18 protein-coding genes are annotated in these 19349 nt (G+C 41.2%); 12 read left to right on the top strand and 6 right to left on the bottom strand.

What is annotated here, in order from left to right:
- Window positions 1–79: 79 nt before the first annotated feature.
- From JMX94_RS09000 to serB, 5 genes are all read right to left on the bottom strand, one after another.
- The gene (locus JMX94_RS09000; protein WP_201565036.1) at window positions 80–586 is read right to left on the bottom strand and encodes a hypothetical protein; all 507 of its coding nucleotides are present in this window, start codon (window positions 584–586) and stop codon (window positions 80–82) included.
- Between the two features lie 226 nt (window positions 587–812).
- Window positions 813–1190 (bottom strand): AciT family ciprofloxacin tolerance protein, encoded by a 378-nt coding sequence (gene aciT / locus JMX94_RS13295; protein WP_227673586.1) that lies wholly within the window; start codon window positions 1188–1190, stop codon window positions 813–815.
- Entirely contained in the window at window positions 1171–1221 is a 51-nt protein-coding gene (locus tag JMX94_RS13585) for a hypothetical protein (RefSeq protein ID WP_374220411.1), read from the bottom strand. The genes aciT and JMX94_RS13585 overlap by 20 nt, the downstream gene beginning before the upstream one ends.
- 208 nt (window positions 1222–1429) lie before the next feature.
- Window positions 1430–2440, bottom strand: coding sequence for a DUF368 domain-containing protein (locus JMX94_RS09010; protein ID WP_201565037.1), 1011 nt, complete (start codon window positions 2438–2440; stop codon window positions 1430–1432).
- A 152-nt stretch (window positions 2441–2592) separates the two neighbouring features.
- Window positions 2593–3780, bottom strand: coding sequence for a phosphoserine phosphatase SerB (gene serB / locus JMX94_RS09015; protein ID WP_201565038.1), 1188 nt, complete (start codon window positions 3778–3780; stop codon window positions 2593–2595).
- Between the two features lie 437 nt (window positions 3781–4217).
- Between serB and JMX94_RS09020 the strand changes: the two genes are divergently transcribed.
- The 6 genes from JMX94_RS09020 to JMX94_RS09045 all read left to right on the top strand — a co-directional run bounded on the left by JMX94_RS09020 (window position 4218) and on the right by JMX94_RS09045 (window position 9742).
- Window positions 4218–5768: a hypothetical protein gene (locus tag JMX94_RS09020; protein ID WP_201565039.1), complete on the top strand. Its 1551-nt coding sequence runs from the start codon at window positions 4218–4220 to the stop codon at window positions 5766–5768.
- 188 nt (window positions 5769–5956) lie between these two features.
- Window positions 5957–6193 (top strand): PA3496 family putative envelope integrity protein, encoded by a 237-nt coding sequence (locus JMX94_RS09025; RefSeq protein ID WP_045443968.1) that lies wholly within the window; start codon window positions 5957–5959, stop codon window positions 6191–6193.
- 455 nt (window positions 6194–6648) lie between these two features.
- Complete coding sequence (locus JMX94_RS09030; RefSeq protein ID WP_201565040.1) at window positions 6649–7206, top strand: UPF0149 family protein; 558 nt, start codon at window positions 6649–6651, stop codon at window positions 7204–7206.
- 180 nt (window positions 7207–7386) lie between these two features.
- Complete coding sequence (locus tag JMX94_RS09035) at window positions 7387–7860, top strand: YbjQ family protein (RefSeq protein ID WP_201565041.1); 474 nt, start codon at window positions 7387–7389, stop codon at window positions 7858–7860.
- 46 nt (window positions 7861–7906) lie between these two features.
- Window positions 7907–8443, top strand: coding sequence for a YbjQ family protein (locus JMX94_RS09040; protein WP_201565042.1), 537 nt, complete (start codon window positions 7907–7909; stop codon window positions 8441–8443).
- 375 nt (window positions 8444–8818) lie between these two features.
- Window positions 8819–9742, top strand: a complete 924-nt coding sequence (locus JMX94_RS09045; protein ID WP_201565043.1) for a bile acid:sodium symporter family protein — start codon at window positions 8819–8821, stop codon at window positions 9740–9742.
- 289 nt (window positions 9743–10031) lie between these two features.
- Here the strand turns inward: JMX94_RS09045 and JMX94_RS09050 are convergent, their stop codons facing one another.
- A complete protein-coding gene (locus JMX94_RS09050) occupies window positions 10032–11117 on the bottom strand; it encodes a formate/nitrite transporter family protein (RefSeq protein WP_201565044.1) in 1086 nt (361 codons plus the stop codon).
- Between the two features lie 353 nt (window positions 11118–11470).
- On the opposite strand from JMX94_RS09050, the gene JMX94_RS09055 reads away from it, so the two are divergent.
- From JMX94_RS09055 to JMX94_RS09080, 6 genes are all read left to right on the top strand, one after another.
- A complete protein-coding gene (locus tag JMX94_RS09055; RefSeq protein WP_201565045.1) occupies window positions 11471–14428 on the top strand; it encodes a valine--tRNA ligase in 2958 nt (985 codons plus the stop codon).
- A gap of 344 nt (window positions 14429–14772) precedes the next feature.
- Window positions 14773–16497 (top strand): SIR2 family protein, encoded by a 1725-nt coding sequence (locus JMX94_RS09060; RefSeq protein WP_201565046.1) that lies wholly within the window; start codon window positions 14773–14775, stop codon window positions 16495–16497.
- A gap of 141 nt (window positions 16498–16638) precedes the next feature.
- Entirely contained in the window at window positions 16639–17427 is a 789-nt protein-coding gene (locus JMX94_RS09065; RefSeq protein WP_201565047.1) for a hypothetical protein, read from the top strand.
- A 243-nt stretch (window positions 17428–17670) separates the two neighbouring features.
- The gene (locus JMX94_RS09070) at window positions 17671–18078 is read left to right on the top strand and encodes a hypothetical protein (RefSeq protein WP_227673583.1); all 408 of its coding nucleotides are present in this window, start codon (window positions 17671–17673) and stop codon (window positions 18076–18078) included.
- A 166-nt stretch (window positions 18079–18244) separates the two neighbouring features.
- Window positions 18245–18667, top strand: coding sequence for a YbaN family protein (locus JMX94_RS09075; RefSeq protein WP_201565049.1), 423 nt, complete (start codon window positions 18245–18247; stop codon window positions 18665–18667).
- A 245-nt stretch (window positions 18668–18912) separates the two neighbouring features.
- Complete coding sequence (locus JMX94_RS09080; protein ID WP_201565050.1) at window positions 18913–19122, top strand: cold-shock protein; 210 nt, start codon at window positions 18913–18915, stop codon at window positions 19120–19122.
- Window positions 19123–19349 lie beyond the last annotated feature (227 nt).

The raw sequence follows: 19349 nt of genomic DNA on the forward strand, positions 1-19349 counted from the left end.
ACCGCAACCTTTTTATAAAAGCAGAATAGTGCTAAGTAGCTCGTTAGAGGTTAATCAGCTACTTAATTAGGTGACGCAATTATTTACCCAACTTGTGCTTAGCAACGCCGAGCCAATGGTTGGCAAACTTCTGCGCTTTATAAGCATAAGGTTTGGCTTGCTGGATGTAAGGTTTGCACTGTTCTGGAACGGCTGGCACGATGTGTTTGGCAAGCTTATTGAACCACATCATTAGGCTATAGTCGCCCTCAATGCTTAGATTGCCTTCTTGTACAGCGGTCATAAAGGCAGGAAGACTGCCTTTGGTCAACAGCTTAACGCCGGTCATTGAGTCTTTGAAGTTAATCGTCAAATCGGCTTCTTTAGCATGACCACTATGTTGGCTAAATGTACCATTATCAAAGCTATAATAACGCGCCACATCAGCTTCAGTGCTGGCAAGCTCGATGGTTACTTTACGGTCAGCAAACAGCGCTTTGACGTCTTCGTTATCGCTATCAGCCAACATCGATAAACGGTAACCAATCACCGCCAATAAAACATCTAATGGATCAGACTTAATATCTAATACAGGAACAGTAAACATAATCGAACTCCTAAAGAATGAGACGCAAAATAATGCGTACTTTATAACAATTTTTGCGACAAATATATAATTAGATTATAAACGATTGAACGAATGATAGGTTTCAATTCTTTAGGAGTTACGTAGAGAGCCTTAAGTATCTTGTAACATTCGATGACGGCAGTATGATTGGGCAAACTTAGTGAATGACTGAATGACTGAATGACTGAATGACCGAATGACCGAATTACTGAAAGCGTGGTTGATAGTCATCATCATAGACGGGCGTATGTTCAATATAGCGGGCGGCTTGCAGCTCACGTTGCTCATGCACAGTGCGACTGACGTCTTCGTAACGCAATGCTCTGTAAAGTACCCAAGCAACCAAAGGTAGCCAGCTGATACCCATAGCAACCACATAATTGTGCCATTCTGACAAGACTAACCAATAGCTTAATAAACTATGAATGGCTTCAACCGCCAACCAATAGGCCATGCCACCGAACAGATACCATAGCAACCAACGCTGCGACGATAAGGCAAGCGCCAGTAGCAAGCCTAGCAGCAGACCAGTACCTAGTATGGCGCCAGCGCCCCATGTTTCACTAGCAAAAGTAGAAAATATTGTTAATAACATTGTTCATCTCGCTCTTCATCAGGTGAATTCCAACACGGTCATTATGAAAGTTTGTGACCTAAAGCTAAAGAGGCTAGCGACGACTTTGCGACAACAGCTGACGTTTGATTTTTTTAAACGATATTAAGGAAATACTGTGCAAATTCTGCCATTATTACCAACAAAAAAAGCGCCACAATCATGGGCGCTTTTTTGGAATCAAAGTGTTTTTTAAGAACTATTTAACTTTAAGGACGAACGCCGCGGCGCCCCCACCATGATAGAGCGGTTACCAACACGGCTCCTAACAGCATCAAGCCTAACGTAGTTAGCCAATGAGCACCCGTAGGATACTGCCATGGCATGACATTGTTGATGGCATCGCTATTTAATGTACCGAGCGCATCAGTTTTCCATGGCCATACTTTCACCAGCGAACCGGCGATAAAGCCTGTCAGCAAGGCAAGGGTTGCTTGATAGTAGCGTGATAGCAGCCATTTGAGCATACGGGTAAATAATAATAACCCCGTTGCCATACCGGCAATGACGGTAAAAATAATACTAAAGTTTAGCGTATGCACCGCTTCGAGTATCGAATCATAAGCGCCCATTAATAATAGGATAAAGGACCCTGAGATACCGGGTAATATCATCGCACAAATGGCAATCGCGCCCGCAAGGAACAAATAGGGTAAGCTTGGTGCCGTGGTCAATAACGGCAAGCTACTAATAACGACCGCGCTACCAGCCCCCAGCAAAAATAATGCGAGCCTTCCTATATTCCAGCGCGTAATCTCAGTTAATAAAATAAAGACAGTCGCCACTACTAAGCCAAAAAAGAACGACCAAATCAGTAAAGGCTGATTGTCCAATAAATGCTTAATGAGTCCGGCTAAGGTGGCAAAACTGGTGGCGATACCAAGTAATAAGCACACTAAAAAAGTAGCATCGACCTGTCGCCATACTGCAATGAAACCTTTAAGACCGCCCTCTTGACGAAATATCTGCCATAGATTGGGGCCGACGCTACTTAAGGCATTAATTAAGCGCTCATAAATCCCCGCAATCAAGGCAATAGTACCGCCAGAAACACCGGGTACAATATCCGCGGCACCCATCGCAATACCTTTGACATAGACACCCAGTAACTGCTTTGGAGTGTCGTGATAAATAGGCGAGCTTTCTTTAATTAAATGCTCATTATCTAGATTATGGGAAGATGACGGCGCATCTGGCCGCGGTGATTGTGATGCCGTCATGGACATTCCTTTCTTATTTAACAAGATAAAAGTGAGATGAATAGGGTAAAAGAGATATAGGTATATAAAGGCTTCAACATAAAGTCTTCAATCATAAAAGCTAGGTCAAAGACAAATCCTTAACCTAGCTTGTTTTTTAGAATAGTGAAGCGTTATTTTGTACGTACAAAGGCTGGATAGCCAAGCGCATAAAGCACGCCTTCAAGCCCTGTGACATTGACCGCGGCGTCTGCACGCGCTTGGACGATGGGCTTGGCATTAAACGCCACACCCAAATCAGCCAGAGCCATCATCGGTAAATCATTGGCGCCATCACCGACGCAGACCACTTGCGACATATCAATGCCTAAGCGCTCAGCGGTATGTTCAGCAATCGCTGCTTTTTTCGCGCCATTAATAATCGGCAGTTGCACATGACCGGTGACTTCGCCATCTTCGATATCTAGCGCATTGGCATGTACTTCATCGATGCCCAGCTGCTCAGCGATATAACGGGCAAAATAGGTAAAGCCGCCTGACACTAAGACCGTATGATAACCCAAGGCTTTAAGCGCACTGATAGTCGTGCGCGCACCTGTCGACAAGGTCAAACGACTGCATATATCATCGAGCACGCTGGTTGGAATACCTTTTAATAAGGCCACGCGCTGAGCAAAAGATTCGTCAAAATCCATCTCACCGCGCATCGCTGCTTCGGTAATGGTTTCGACTTGCTCACCGATACCAGCAGTTTTTGCCAGCTCAACGATGACTTCTTGCTCAATCAACGTAGAGTCCATATCGAAACAGGCAAGCTTATGGGTACGTAACATATGACCGAGCGATAAGATATGACAATCGACAACATCTAAATGGTCGCCCGCGATTGCGCTTTGCGAGTTTTTATAGTCTTCGGCTAAGTCATGACGTAGACGCGTGGTCAATTGGTCATCGATAATGTGCGCTGCTGCTGTCTTTTTAGCAGGGTGCATCAGCGTATCGGTGACTGGCACCAGCAAATAGCGGAACACTTGCACATCAATAAACGAGTGCTTGGCAAATGGCTGCGTAGTGTCTATATCAGCAATCTCAACATCGACAAAATTGGCATCGGCATCTTCTGCTACGGTGACCAAATGCCAGTTTGGCTGCTCATCCACCCATGATTGCACATATTGATGGATATCGAGCGAAGATACATGCGTAGGCAATACCACAATCAACGCAAAAATAGGCAAGGATTGCAGCGCATCAAAATCATGCAGATTAGTACCCGCAGGCAATAATGACGCTACAGAATCGACGGCTTGTTGCCATGCTTTGCTGTCTTTTGGTAACGAGTAAGATGTATTTTTTTGCATCGCTCAATTGTCCCTTGTATGCTGATATAAGATTAGGAATAATAACAGTTTTACCGGGCAGCGCCTATAGATGAGGTATAAAGTCTCACAGTCCGATAAAAATGCTTAGCATGAGCAAAAATCGCCGTCGAATAAAAGAAAATTCTTACAATAAATTTATGATATTAGCTGACGCCATAACCATTAGTATGGTGATATAGTAGAGAAAATAAACGGGGATTTGTCGATGTGCGCGTGCGCCAAACATACTTGCACAACAAATCTCATGTACGATAGTCAGGTCTCGTAAATGACATTTGATTAAATATTATTTAGCGAGTAGCTGCGGTAGTAAATTGAGCCAAAGTAAATATAAAAAAGATAGCTGCATACTCTTCCAGAAAATGAGCCATAGCCTCGTTTTTTAATTCCATTTATCCAAAAAAGTTTAACATATCATGACGTATTTAGCGCCGCGGCAAGGGTTGTTTGCCATTATTCTTCTGGTTAGTTTTTGTTTGCAGACCCTATTATTGGTCATCAGTACCGATCAGCAGCTGAGCAATAGCCGTGCCCAAAAGGGCGAGCAAATGGTCGCCCAGCTTATTGATGAGGCGCGCTTGTCTTTAGAAAATAAAGACCGCGTCAGCCTCAGCGTCATAGCCAATCGCTATACCAGTGAGCAGGACGTGACCCGCATACTGATTAAAGACAATAATGGTGATGTCTTGGTGCCGGTCGGTAATGCGCCGATGCAGCAGGGTGATACCATTAGCCAAATCGCCACCAAAGGCGATGCGGTCATCGGTAGTGTTGCCTTGACGCTAAAAGATATTAGCAAGGGTGAGATTATCGCCATGCAATGGCCGTTTGTCATTGGCTCGATGTTGCTGCATTTATTGCTATGGCTGATTTATGGTTATATTGCGCGTCCAAGTAGAGAGCAAATCAATGCGCTAAGCCGTGATATTCAAGACTTGCATCGCGAGCAGTATCGACAACTCGATCAACGTGAATTTGAGCGCGGTTATGAGCGCAACCTTAATCGTGAAAGCGAATCAGATAGTGAGCTTAACCCTGGATCTGCCTCTAACCCAACTGGTTTCGATAGCGCGATTAAAGAAACCGCTCACGATACCAGTAGCAAAAAACCGCATACTCGAAAATTAAACATTCATAGTGCGGTAAATCAGTATGTCAGAGGGCAACAAGGTCAGGATTCAGCGCTGAACACTGATGACAATAATAATGGTAATGAGGGCAATAATGGCAATGACGCTGAAAACTATACGGTAAATAGTGCGGGCAGTAATCATACCGACAGCACGCAAGACGAAATAGCGGCTAGTCATGAGAATGGTGGTAGCCATAAATCTGCTAGTGCTGCGCGCTTGTCGGCTACGCGTCCATTCGATAGTGTCAGCGTTCAGATTGTCTTTCACGATGAGTTCAATATGCTTGAGCGCCTAGCGCCATCGCAGCGTCTGCCTTATTTGGCGTTATGTACCCAATTATTGAACCAAGCAGTGACTGAGCTACTTAAGCAACCTCTGCTACTTGGGGTGAGCGCACTTAATGAGCCACACTTTGATGAAAGCGGCGCTTATGTCATGCTAAAAGCAGACAACAGCCACGCCAAAGTCGCGTTGGCAGGTGTGATGCTTGGCAAACTGTATTTGATGCTGAATAAAATCATTCATGATAAGCATGTCGAGCTATCACGTTTTGCCTTACCAGCAAAAGCGGGGGTGAGTGATAATGCGCAAGTCGAGGCGATGAGCCATCTGTTAGATAGCGTGGGTAAAAAGGAGCAAATGCTTATCTTGCTGCCCAATGCTGGTCTTAAACAAATCAGCCATCATGTACAAGTACAAAGCATCATGCGCCCAACCACCGTTTATGAGCGCGAATGCGCGATATTCGATGGCGGCAATGATGCCATGATTCAGCGTTTGGCCGATGTGCGCAATGCAGTATTAATGATTGAAGAGACAGAAGAGCAAGAGTAAATCGTAGCGTTAGATACAGGTGAGCCTCTACAATTGCCTGTGCGATAAGCGTTTGCGCAGGCTTTAACTTTGTACGTGATGCTATGATAGTGATAAAAAGGATTGACAACACTCAATAGAGACTTTATAAGGCATATATATATTCATGTATTTTTAATACCCTTGCCGAAAAATGATAGGAGTTTGTCATGAGTGACGCTGATATTGATGACGATTTTGATGATGATTTTGTAGATGATGATGATGCAAAGATGGTGGAAGAGGCCGAAACAAGTGTGCGTACACGCTTAAGCAGCCTAGAGAAACGCCGTTTGATCGATAATTTGCTAGAAGAAAAACGTTTGGCCAAAGAGCTAAAAGACGATCTTGATGATATCGATAATTTTGATGAAGATGGCGATGACTGGGATGATGACGATCTCTAAATCGTCATGCCCATTATCGGGTTGCAGCTGCCGTTTAACGGATAAGGAAAATGGCTTGGCTCCGTGATTTTTAGCCGAAAGTTGTTAACTGATTAAACCGATTGACAAGCTTAAAATCCTGCTGTCGAATGCATTGTGCTAAGCTGGTTGTTAGGTGTTTTTAATAATATTGCTCAATACTGTTTTTAAGATGAGGGTTCTTAGTATTATTATTCTAAATACTATTCTTCTTGATGCTATTCTTCTTAATGCTATTGGTTTATTAAAAATAACGCGGCAATCAGCGCTCTTCAATAGACATATTTTATAAAAGTGCTTTGGACAGGTTTTATGCGTTCAGACAGTTTTTGTTGTTGTCTACCTTGATTTTTAGCTTTCCCGCCTTTTATATTTCTTGTATTTCATAACTTATTTATTGCGCCTGACGTAATCTATCCTCCAAGGACTATCACACTATGAATAACCCACTCAGTTTCGATGAATTATTAGACTATTTGGACAATGAAGAAAGCGCGTTTGTGCTCGATAGTGTTGCCACCCATGGTTTTTTGACCGCGACTGTCATTGGCCGTCCGTTGCCAAATTGGATAGAAGCATTGTTTGAAGGTCATGTTAGTGAAATTCCAGAAAATGTTATTGACGGTATCCAGCGCTGGCGCGAATCGATTATGGCGGAACTAAAAAACGAGACGCCGATTGAGCTACCATTTGGTGAAGATGCCGGTAACGAAGAAGTGGCGGTCGATTTTTCAGACGAGTCAGATATCGTTGCTTGGTCAATTGGCTTTGTTGATGCGATGTATGGCGATGAAGCCAGTGATTGGTTTGAAGATGAAGAAACTGCAGAAGATGTGGCGGTCTTAACCTTGCCGATGATTGTACTCAGTGGCATCGATGACGAAGATCCTGAGCTTGCGCAAATGCGTGCCGATGAAGATAAAATGGCGCAAATGGCCAATAGCATTGAAGGCAATTTGACTGAGCTGTTTTTATTGTTCCATACCAACGACTAGAGCTGTTTGTATATAAACAGACGGACGAACAGATAGCTAAATAGACAGTGTTTATTCAGTATCATTATCAAAATAAATGCTGTCTATAAATTAATACTATCGATAAGCATTCTTCCTTACTATTTGCTGAATCCTTAAATATTCTTTGAACTCCCTATAAGTCACCGATAAGGCTGTACTATGACTGTGCAACTCTCCAATCTTGAGCACTTACCCAACTATCAGATTACCGAGCGCTTAGACGTCGTATATGGCAGTACCGTGCGTTCAAAGCATGTCGGTAAGGACTTATTTGCTGGGCTGAAAAACATCGTCGGCGGTGAGCTGACGGCTTATACCGAGCTGTTAGAAGAATCACGTCAAGAAGCGATCGATCGTATGGTGGTTAAGGCAGAAGCCTTGGGCGCTGATGCGGTCGTGGGCCTGCGTTTTTCGACCTCGAGCATTGCCCAAGGTGCATCAGAGTTGTTTGTCTATGGTACAGCGGTCAAAGCCGTCCCGCTGTCTCAGCAACCACCGAGCAATCACTCTGGTCATACGGATTTCAATAATCACAATCACAATCACGATCAAAGTCACAATCACAGCCAAGCAGCGCCTCAGTCGCCCAGCACCGCTACTGATGATTTGCCACGTTTCAACCCTTTTGGTTAATGAACCATAAAAAGCGGCAACGCTTTTTGATGATACGAGACGTCCGATGAATAACTCTCTTACCCAAATGCTGATGAACTACGCGCCGCTTATCGTCCTGTTTGTGCTGGGCTGGTTTTTTGGGGCGCGGCATGAGCGTCAGCATTTGGCACAACTAAGGGTTGCAGAGCAAGAACTCAGTCATATTATCGTCTCAAGCGAGCGCTTTTATGTGCCGAAGATTGCTGCGGATACTGAGGGCCAGTTGGTCATGGGCAGCGTGGTGATTGCACAAGATTATTTCAAAATGGTCATAGCGCGCATCTTAAGTATCTTTGGCAAAAATCTGACCACTTATGAAACCTTGCTTGACCGCGCTCGCCGTGAAGCATTGGTACGTATGCGCACACAAGCGCAGGTGCAAGGTTATAACCATATCTATGGTTTACGTCTTGAAGTGAGTAATATTAATCAGTTGGGCAGCATGGTCGAAGCCATTGCCTATGGTACAGCCGTACTTAGTACTGAGAATTCTATTAAAGCGCCCAATAACGCTTTCAGCAATACTCCTGCCAAAACCTCAATCAACATTTCCAAAAAATAAGCGTTTATACCGTCATAGCTATTTAACTAAAAGTAGTATTTAGCGCTAATTCTCTAAAATTACACCGTAAATGACCCCGTTTAAACCTCTGTTATTCCTACTCAATCTCTATATGCTGCATTTGACTGGTGAGTCGTTGAATAAAACAGCTAAATCTAACTTTTGCCCTATATACTCCCTTTATTAATTCTTAATTATTGTTGATAGTTAGCAATAACATGCTATGAAAGATGCTATAAAAAATCGTTCAAAATAAGTATTGTTTAAAACGGGTGATGTCAGTTATCTATAAGCATTAGCAAGGATTGCTAATCAGGCATCATTTAATCATTATAAATCGACCTAGCAATAGGTCTTATCTACAGGGATGTAGTTATGGAAAGTCTGGCTCTAGTCACCTTAGTAAATACCGTTGTTATTCCTGTTTGCTTGTTTTTAATCATGATGGGTATGGGTTTGACCCTGATTACCAATGATTTTAAACGGGTATTAAAATACCCAAAAGCTGTCGGCATTGGCTTGACCAATCAGCTGATACTGTTGCCAATCATTGGTTTTGCCCTAGCTAATATCATGCCATTACGCCCAGAATACGCCGTCGGAGTTATGCTCCTCGTTCTGTGTCCGGGCGGCACTACCTCAAACTTATTTACCTATTTGGCTAAAGGCGATGTGGCGCTGTCGGTGACGATGACAGCGATTGCCAGCGTTATTACCGTATTTACCATTCCCATTGTGCTGAGTTTTTCATTGATTTATTTTATGGGCAGCGGTAGTGAGTTTGAATTACCAGTAGTAAAAACCGTGCTTACCTTAGTGGTGCTGACGATTGTACCTATTAGTATCGGTATGCTAATTAAACGCTACGCCCCAAAAGTTGCCGATCGCTCACAAGTCTATGTGTCTCGCTTTGGGGTGATATTTTTAACGTTTTTAGTGCTGTTTTTGGGTTATGTGCAACGCGATATCATTGTCGATGCCTTTATCGCGACCGGCCCTGTATCAGTATTATTAAACGTCTCAACCATGGCGCTCGGTTATTATAGTAGCAAATGGTTCGGCCTTAACTTAGCGCAAAGAACTTCGGTGACGCTAGAAGTCGGTCTACAAAACAGTACTTTATCGATATTTATGGCATTAACGCTATTATCTAACTACGATATGTCGATGATGCCCGCCATTTATACCTTGGTAATGTTCCTAACGGCAGGGATTTTGGTGCGTATATTTAGCGCTCGGCACAATAAGCTGAGAAAGTCTGAGATAGAAAGTAGTGTGTTGGCAGCGCGTATGCTGTAAGTAGGGATGCGTTATTTGTACAATTATTCAGGCATAATTGCTCGATTATAATTTTTTAGTTATAAAGCTGCATAACCGCTTTCGATATAGTCAGTGCTAAATAAAATAAGTACAAATGTTATAAAGGGCTACTGTGGTAAATTTTCCTTGCTTGCTGTGTGCTTTGCACGCCAGAGGCGGCGTAAAATTTATCCCAGCAGCCCTGTACTATTTTTAAATGGAATTGATTATAGTTAACGTCGGTTATGGAGTTTTAGCGTGAGATTTAAAAATACTGTGCTGATTATCTCTAGTAAGGTCCACGGATATTGTTTTTTGCCTCTAGCTTATCCTTAGCTGTTTCTTCCTTTACTTTGGCTAATTCAAATAGGAAGGTACGGTTTTTAAGTATCGCGACAAATACCACGCCACCAACGGTATTGCCTATCAACACCACGGCTAAAAACAGCAAATAACGCCCTAAGCTGACGGTATTGCCATAGAGCAAGGCTGAGAATACTTCGATATTACCCACGATACTATGATGCAAACCCAAAAAGCCGATACTGCCAGTAATAAGCGTCACCAAGACGATGCGGCTGAGGGTATCGCGCGCTGAAGTTACAAGCCACGCGGTGACGCCCATCATCCAGCCTGCTAAGATGGCGCTGCCGAATATCACCCACCATCTAAACCCTAAGATATGCTCGGCATAAGTATCAATGTCGCTGACGCTAAACAGCTGCATATTTAAACCCAAACCTATCATCAATGCCGCAAATAAACAGCCGCCAACGACGTTGCCAGCGATGACGATGCCCCACAGGCGTAGCAGCTTATTGAGCGGTTCGATTTTATTGAGGACGGGTAGGCTTAAGAGTGAGGTTTGTTCGGTAAATAATAGCGACTGACCGATGACGACGATGATAAAACCAATCGGGTAAAGTAGGGAGGCGAGTACCACGGCATAATGGCTCGGTAGCACGCCACTCAATAGCGCAAAAGCCGCTAAAATCATAAAGAAACTGATGCCAATTTCAAGGCCAGCGGTAAAAGCACTGGTAAATAGTGAGCCAAGTGAGCGCTCAAAAGTTTCTCTGGCATCCATCACTTGCTCAACTAAGATACTGGCATAGCTTTTTGCTTGACTTAAATTGTCATCGTTGGCGAATTTTTTGATGGTTTCTTGGTCTTCTTTGCTAATATCCTCAGAAAAATCCTCATATTCTAAATTTTCTGTTGCATCGGTGTCGTCTGGCACATCAGCGTTGCTAACGTCCTTGTTGTTAGCATTAGATAGATGATTAGCGCTCTCATCAATCAAGCGCTTATCATCTATGTTGTCAGCTTCAGAGTGGCTGCTATTGCTATAGGTGTGCTCAGTCTCTTGGGACACGGTCGGCTCGCTATTTATCAGATTATTATTTTAGGATAAAGACGCCATTTATCATGCTATACGATAGCTATATACGATAACTATATAAGTTCTCGCATCACCTATATTTTATAACACGACTAGGATTTATTTTGTGGGAAGTTCAGCCGATTGGAGTTGTTTATTGGTATTTGCTGCTATTTGCTGGTGTTAGTGGCGCAATGACGCGCTGTAAGGCTGATAAATTACCTTAGCATCTAACAAAATCTGCCCATCTGCGTTAAAATCACTCTATTAATTATTTTCCCTATTTTTCCCTATTTTTCGATAACTTTGTTTGACCACATTCATTTTTAATAAAAGACCATTCTATTATGAGTACTCCTAATACCCCTGACAATACCAAGAGCAACCTGACCGAATCTATTCAAGCCGCCTTAAGTCAATTAGAGAACGCCTACAATCCAAGCGATGTCGAAGCAGGCATGTATCAAGGCTGGGAAGACAGTGGTTATTTTAAGCCAAGCTTTGATAAAGACGAGTCGTTTTCTATCGCCTTGCCGCCGCCGAATGTCACCGGCTCATTGCATATGGGTCATGGCTTTAATAATGCCATTATGGATGCGCTGACCCGTTATCACCGTATGGATGGTGACAACACACTCTGGCAACCGGGCACCGACCATGCAGGTATTGCCACCCAAATGGTCGTTGAGCGTCGCCTAGAAGCGCAAGGTATTAAGCGCCGTGATATGACGCGTGAAGACTTTATCGATAAAGTGTGGGAATGGAAAGAAGAGTCGGGCGACAATATCACCCGTCAGATTCGTCGGCTTGGCAGCTCGGTCGATTGGTCGCGTGAGCGCTTTACCATGGATGATGGCTTATCCAATGCGGTTAAAGAAGTGTTCGTGCGTCTGTTTGACGATGGTTTGATTTATCGTGGTAAGCGCTTGGTCAACTGGGATCCTAAGTTCCAAACGGCGCTATCGGATTTAGAAGTAGAAAACGTCGATGAAAAAGGCAGCTTATGGCATTTCCGCTATCATTTCACTGATAAAGAGTTGCAAACCCAAGAGGGTAAAAACTATCTGGTCGTCGCCACCACGCGCCCTGAAACCTTACTGGGCGATACCGCCGTTGCGGTCAATCCAAAGGACGAGCGTTACGCGCATTTGATTGGCAAAACCATTACCTTGCCAATCACTGGTCGCATTGTGCCTATTGTTGCCGATGACTATGTTGATATCGAATTTGGTACCGGCTGCGTAAAAATTACCCCAGCCCATGACTTTAATGACTATGAACTTGGTCGTCGTCATAACTTGCCATTGATTAATATCCTTGATGAGCGCGCTAACATTTTGCCAGCGATGGAAGTTTATCCTGATCTGCAAACACGTGAGCCAACATTAGAAACCACGCCAAGTGAATACGCTGGACTTGAGCGTTTTGCGGCGCGTAAATTCCTTGTTGAGCAAGCGGGCGAGCAAGGCTGGCTAGAAGATATCGAAGACTACGCGCTCAAAGCCCCGCGTGCTGAGCGTGGCGGCACCATCGTTGAGCCGTGGTTGACTGATCAGTGGTATGTAGCAGTAAGTAAGCTTGCCAAGCCTGCGATTGATGCCGTAGAAGATGGTCGTATTGAATTCGTCCCTGCGCAATATAAAAACATGTATATGTCGTGGATGACCGACTTGCAGGACTGGTGTATCAGCCGTCAGCTATGGTGGGGACATCGTATCCCTGCGTGGTATGACGACGCGACAGGTGAGATTTATGTTGCCCGTGATGAAGCGGAAGTACGCACTAAGTACAATTTAAGCGACGACGTCAAATTGCGCCAAGACGATGACGTGCTTGATACCTGGTTTAGCTCGGGTTTGTGGACGTTTAGTACGCTTGATTGGGCAGACCCTAACGCCGATCCACGCGTGCTTAAAACCTTTCACCCAACCAGCGTGTTGGTCACCGGTTTTGACATTATCTTCTTTTGGGTTGCGCGCATGATCATGATGACCATGCACTTTGTCAAAAACGAAGATGGCACGCCGCAAGTACCGTTTAAGACCGTTTATGTGCATGGTCTGGTACGTGATGGCAATGGTCAAAAGATGTCTAAATCTAAAGGTAACGTCTTGGATCCTATCGATTTGATTGATGGTATCGATTTGGAAACGCTGGTTGAAAAACGCACCAGCAATATGATGAATCCAAAAGATGCGGCGAAAATTGAAAAGCAAACGCGTAAAGAGTTCCCAGAAGGTATCCCAGCCTACGGTACCGATGCGCTGCGCTTTACCTTTACCTCCCTTGCTAGTACTGGTCGCGATATCAACTTTGATCTAAAGCGTGTCGAGGGCTATCGTAACTTCTGTAATAAAATCTGGAACGCCAGCCGCTTTGTACTGATGAATTGTGTCGATAAAGAAGGCAATGCCCAAGCGATTGACCAAGTGGCCAACATGGATGTTTGGGAATTACCAGAAAAGTGGATTATGAGTCGTCTAAACTCGATGATTAGTAATATCCATCAGCATTTTGCCCAGTATCGCCTCGATATGGTCAGTCATGATATTTATGAGTTTATCTGGAATGAATACTGTGATTGGTATGTTGAGCTTGCCAAAGCCAGCCTCAATGATGACTCGGTATCAAGCGAGCGTAAAGCGCAAATCCGCTATGTATTGCTGCATGTGCTTGAGACCGCGCTACGCTTTAGCCATCCAATCATGCCTTATCTGACCGAGCAAATTTGGCAGACGGTTGCACCGCTACTGGGTCGTAAGAATACCGACAGCATCGTCGTTGCTGACTATCCACAAACCGATACTGCCCAAATCAGTGAGCAAACTGAGGCTGATATGGCGTGGCTACAAGAGCTAATCGCTAGCGTGCGTAATATCCGTGGTGAGATGAAACTCGGTAATGCGGTACGTCTGCCAGTGCTACTACAAAATATCTCTAGCGACGAAGATGCGCGCCTATCACGTATCAAAAACCAGTTTAAAGCGCTTGCCAAAGTTGAGAGCTTAGAGATACTAAAAGAAGGTGATGAAGTGCCATTATCGTCATCAAGTATGGTTGGTCAGCTACGCGTGCTTGTGCCAATGAAAGGTCTTATCGATCCAACTGCTGAACTCGCTCGTTTGGGCAAGTCATATGATAAGTTGAAAGGTCAAGCAGAAGGTATCGCACGTAAGCTAGGTAATGAAGGCTTTGTTAGTAAAGCGCCTGTAGAAGTGGTCGATGCTGAAAAAGCAAAATTGGCTGAGCTAGAAGGGCAGATTAAGACTATGGCGGGGCAGATGGAAGAGTTGAAGGCGTTGTGATAACGCGTAAATAGATATGTTAGTGAAGAACGCCGTTATAATTTATGATGGCGTTTTTTATTGTCTACTGGTTAGTTCTCTAACTAATCTCTAGTTTTTAATATAACTGAATATTTGTGTGTTATTATCTATCGTATTTTTTGACGCAAATTGATCACTTACGATCAGAATGATTGTATCTGTTTAAAGGGAAAGTAGTTGTAAATGAACTTGATAAGTATTATGAGTTAGAAAAGAAAATAGTTATGATTATGGTGTAGATAGAAGAATTAAAATATTTATACGCTAAATAAAGGCACGATAATGATTTTATCTTTTGATATTTTTTATAATAGAGGTTGGGTATGAAAGCCAAAGAACTATTCCATGCTCAAAATGGCGAATTGAAACATAAAGTTAGGACAGTTAAAGATTTAATTCGCTTTATCGAAACTAAAGAAAATAAAGATGTATCTAACTATTCAATTTTTCTTGGTGCTGGAGCTTCAAGAAGTTCTGGAGTATCAACAGCACATGAACTCATTTCAGTTTGGATGCGAGAGTTGTACGAACGTTACCAAGGAGAGATTTTTCAAACCTCTGATGACAAAAATTATGGTAACGATCATAATGAATTAGTACGTTTTTTTGAAAAAGAACATTCGAGCTGGTTTGATGCTTCAAACGCCTATTCCTCCTTATTCGAGAGAAAATTTGATTTAGCACCTCAAAGAAGAAGATTTGTTGAACAAGAAGTAGATGGTAAACTGCCATCTATTGGGTATGCATATCTTGTTTCTTTAGTAGAAAATAATTTTTTTAATGCCATTTTTACAACAAATTTTGATGACTTACTTAATGAAGCTTTTTATCAATTATCTAGTACGCGTCCAATAGTATGTGCTCATGACTCTTCAGTTCATTCAATTTCAGTATCCTCAAAGCGCCCAAAAATAATAAAATTACATGGTGATTACTTATTTGAGAATATAAAAAGTACTTTACGTGAGACTGAGTCGTTAGAAGTCAACACAAAAGATAAGTTGATAGAGTTTTGTAAAGAATACGGACTAATAGTTTTAGGTTATTCTGGTAATGATCGTTCAATAATGGACATATTAGATTATCTTATAAAAAATGATACATATTTAAGAAATGGAGTGTATTGGTGTATCAGGCAAGACGATGAGATAAGTCCTGCTCTTAAAAACTTATTTTGGAAAGAGCGGATATATCCAGTATTAATCGATGGTTTCGATGAATTTTTTTCTGAAGTACATCATCAATTGTTGCCGAATACTAGGTTTTTAAATGGTTATAAAGAATCTAAACAACAAAAAATAATACAAAAGATTTTAGAAAATAGAGAGAGTTATAATAGCGAATATATAACAAAAGATATAACATATTTAGAGTTCGAATCTGAAAGACAAGACTTCTCATATTCTTTGACTGAAGATTTAGATATGCCAGACGATATGACTAAGTTAAAAACAACATTCCGAAATACAAAAAAGCTTATAGAGATAGATAAGCTAGCTTCAGAGAGTGTAGAAGATGCCTACAGAATGGCAAAGAAAGCTTTAAATGAAGAGAATTCGAAATACTTAAAGAATAAAATTTTACAAAAACTAATTAATTTCTCTTTACAGTTAAAAGAAAAGGATGATTACGATAAATGGGTGAGTTTATTAATTGAATTAGATCCATACAAGTTGGACTTCCATAAGGTTAGGTTCGAAAATATCAATAATATTCTAGAAAGATATACATCAGCTTTAGGGTTATTAGATAGGTTTATGAATGACTCTGATTATTATAATTATATTATAGGTTTAGGTTTAGATACCTTTGATTCCTATAAAGATTGTAAAAGTAATGATTTTTTAGATGAGATTGATAAAAATATTGAAATTAGTCTTAAGCTGAATCCTAGTCTAGAAAATATTGCTTGGAAACATAAGATTAGATTGTTGTTAAAAAAACGAAGTTTAATAGTAGATAAAAGTAAAATTAATGATATTAATAAAACAGTATATGATTTTGCCCAAAAGGCTAAAAGAATAAACTCACATGACGTAAATTTTTAAGTCTTGAGGTGTATTTTGTTAATCTGTTTGATGAAAAAATACGTTTCCGCATTGATCGAAGATTTATTTCTAAACTATAAGCAATCGAATAATTTAAATAAAAACAATATATCTATATTATTAAATAAGATTTTTAATAATATGGATTTGGATATCAACTTAGATAAAAAAATAGAGTTTTATAAGGATTATGTTGATTTCGAAGAATCCACACCAATAGAGTCTATTGTTACGAAGATAGAAATTTTATTTCTGAACAAAGCGGATAACTCTAAACTATCTAATATGCTAGAAAAACTAATAAAAACACGTAATTTTTTTGATGAGTTAGATAGAATAGTTCATTTATCTCGTTACATAAACCCTTCTCTTATAGAAAGTATGGAAAGTATATTAAAAGCAAAATTTTCCGACATTAGACCAAAGTATTATTATAATTTTCTGACTATTGTCTACAGTGCTAAATCAAAATTTAAAGATGCGATTGAGTCTTTTGAGCAGCAATATGAATATCAACCTATAAATGGTACTTACTTCTCTAGAAAAAGTTATTTGCTATTAAAGAATAAATCTTATGAAGATGTGATTAACCTAAAAGAGGAGTATATATCTAATAATTTTGATTTCGAAGAGGATTTCGAGGTTTTAAAAATTAATGCGATGTATGCTAACAAGATGTTAAATGATGCAGCCTATGATGAGAGTCTATTGAGAACTCTATCGTCTAGCGAAAATAAGTTAATAAAGATTGCCTCACGATTATTAGTTGATAACACAAGATCTCAAGCTATACAGAACATAATTTCAATGATTAAAGCAGATCCTAGGAATTACTTTATGTTTGATGACTGGGAGATTTTAACTTCTGATGAATTAACTAATATCAAGAGTAAAATAGAAGTTAATAATAAAATTAATACTTTTTTATAGTCGTTTTAGAAAGAAGAAATTTAAGGCCGCTCCAAAATTCGATGCGAGCGCTTTATTAAGATTATATTTAAACTGTTATATTTTAATAGCTTTAATCTCATATAAGAAACACTATGACATTACTCACATTAGAAAACGCTTGCCTTTAACTTAAATTTATATTGATGATACTGTATCAATAAGGTTAGATTTTAGTCGCTAAATTTCGATAGATATTACCTATTTTAAACAAGGATGTTTACCATGAAAAAAACATCAACCGCCAAAGCCCTTAACCTAAGCGCCTTGTTGTTAAGTCTAAGCGCTTGCGTCTTTGTCTCACCACCGACTAATGAAGACACTTTAACAGACGCCGATCTTATCCGAGCTACTGAGCAAAAAGAATCCGCACCAACCGAAGGCACGCAGCAGTGGGTGATTGGCTATCATCATGGTGTCGCAGTCGTCAAATCCTTCCAGTGCGCAGACCTCTGTCCGCAAAACACCTTGCGGGTGATTTATTATGACGTACCTGCCGATGCCACTTGTGAGAGTGTTGGCGGCGTGACCAAATCCATATTAGTACCCATCGCCATTACCGTGATGCCAAAAAAATACTGCTTTCCAAAGGCAATCGCCGATTACTGGGAAAGCTATCCTGCCAAATCGTAGTGAATAACGATCTACATTTACCTAACTGCTAAACAAACTACGTATCCGTAGCAAAACCGTGCAAAATCAGTCTTGAACCTAGGTTTGAACTTCTTTATCTTTGATAGCTTATATAGGTAGTCCAAACCTAACGACCGAATGTCTCATACTGATTGATTAAACTCCCATGACTCAACCAAAAAAAGCTTTTTATTATCGCCCAAAGACCAATCAACATAACAGCCCAACCGTACGTTGGACGTTTTTGATACTGGGTTGGGTATTTTTTGTCTTGGGTATTATTGGCATCTTGTTACCAGTGATGCCGACTGCACCTTTTATACTATTGGCAGCGGGTTGCTGGGCGCGTAGCTCACGACGCTTTCATTTTTGGCTAATTAATCACAAATATTTTGGTAAATACGTCCGTGATTGGGAAGATCGCCGCGCCGTACCGCTATATGCGAAGTGGTTGGCAACTATAATGATGACCATATCAACAATAATGTTATTTTTTAACATTCCTGCCGATATGATATGGGTCGCATGGCTGCTAGCCGTTGTCTGTACTAGCGTAGCGGTGTTTTTATTTCGTCTGCCCAATGCTTAAAAATAGGCTAAATAGGGCCAAAAAACAGTCAATCTTTGCACTTAGTTACACGAAAGGTGAGATAAGGCTTGCGATACTGAACTAACCTCCCTATAATACGACCAAGCTTAAGAGCAGTTCTGCACCAAATCATTACCTCGTAGTATTAGTTATAATCCTTCGTTTTAATATTTATCGTTCAGTAGCTATTTGCAAGCGTTACCGGTCACTAGACCATTAATAAATTAAAAAGTAGGATTATCAATATGACAGATACTCAAAAAGGTACAGTTAAGTGGTTCAACGAAGCTAAAGGCTTTGGTTTTATCGCTCCAGAAACTGGCGCAGACGTTTTTGCTCATTACAGCGAAATCACTGGTTCAGGCTTCAAAACTTTAGCTGAAGGCCAAGAAGTTGAGTTCACTGTAACTCAAGGTCAAAAAGGTCCACAAGCTCATAACATCGTTGCTATCTAATTTGTCTTTATAGACAATTAGAGCAAGATGAATAAAAAACGAACCCTCGGGTTCGTTTTTTTTCGTCTATTGTTTATGTTTATCGCTTATGATAAATGCCTTAATAATAAGGCACTAAGCAAAATCTTAGAACAAAAATGCCGACGACTATAGTGATAGTCGTCGGCATTTTTGGTTTGGTGTTAAGAGTTTGGTGTGTAGTCAGTAACTGTTTTAGAGTGAAGTGA

The sequence above is a fragment of the Psychrobacter sp. CMS30 genome (assembly GCF_904846565.1).
Lineage (GTDB): Bacteria > Pseudomonadota > Gammaproteobacteria > Pseudomonadales > Moraxellaceae > Psychrobacter > Psychrobacter maritimus.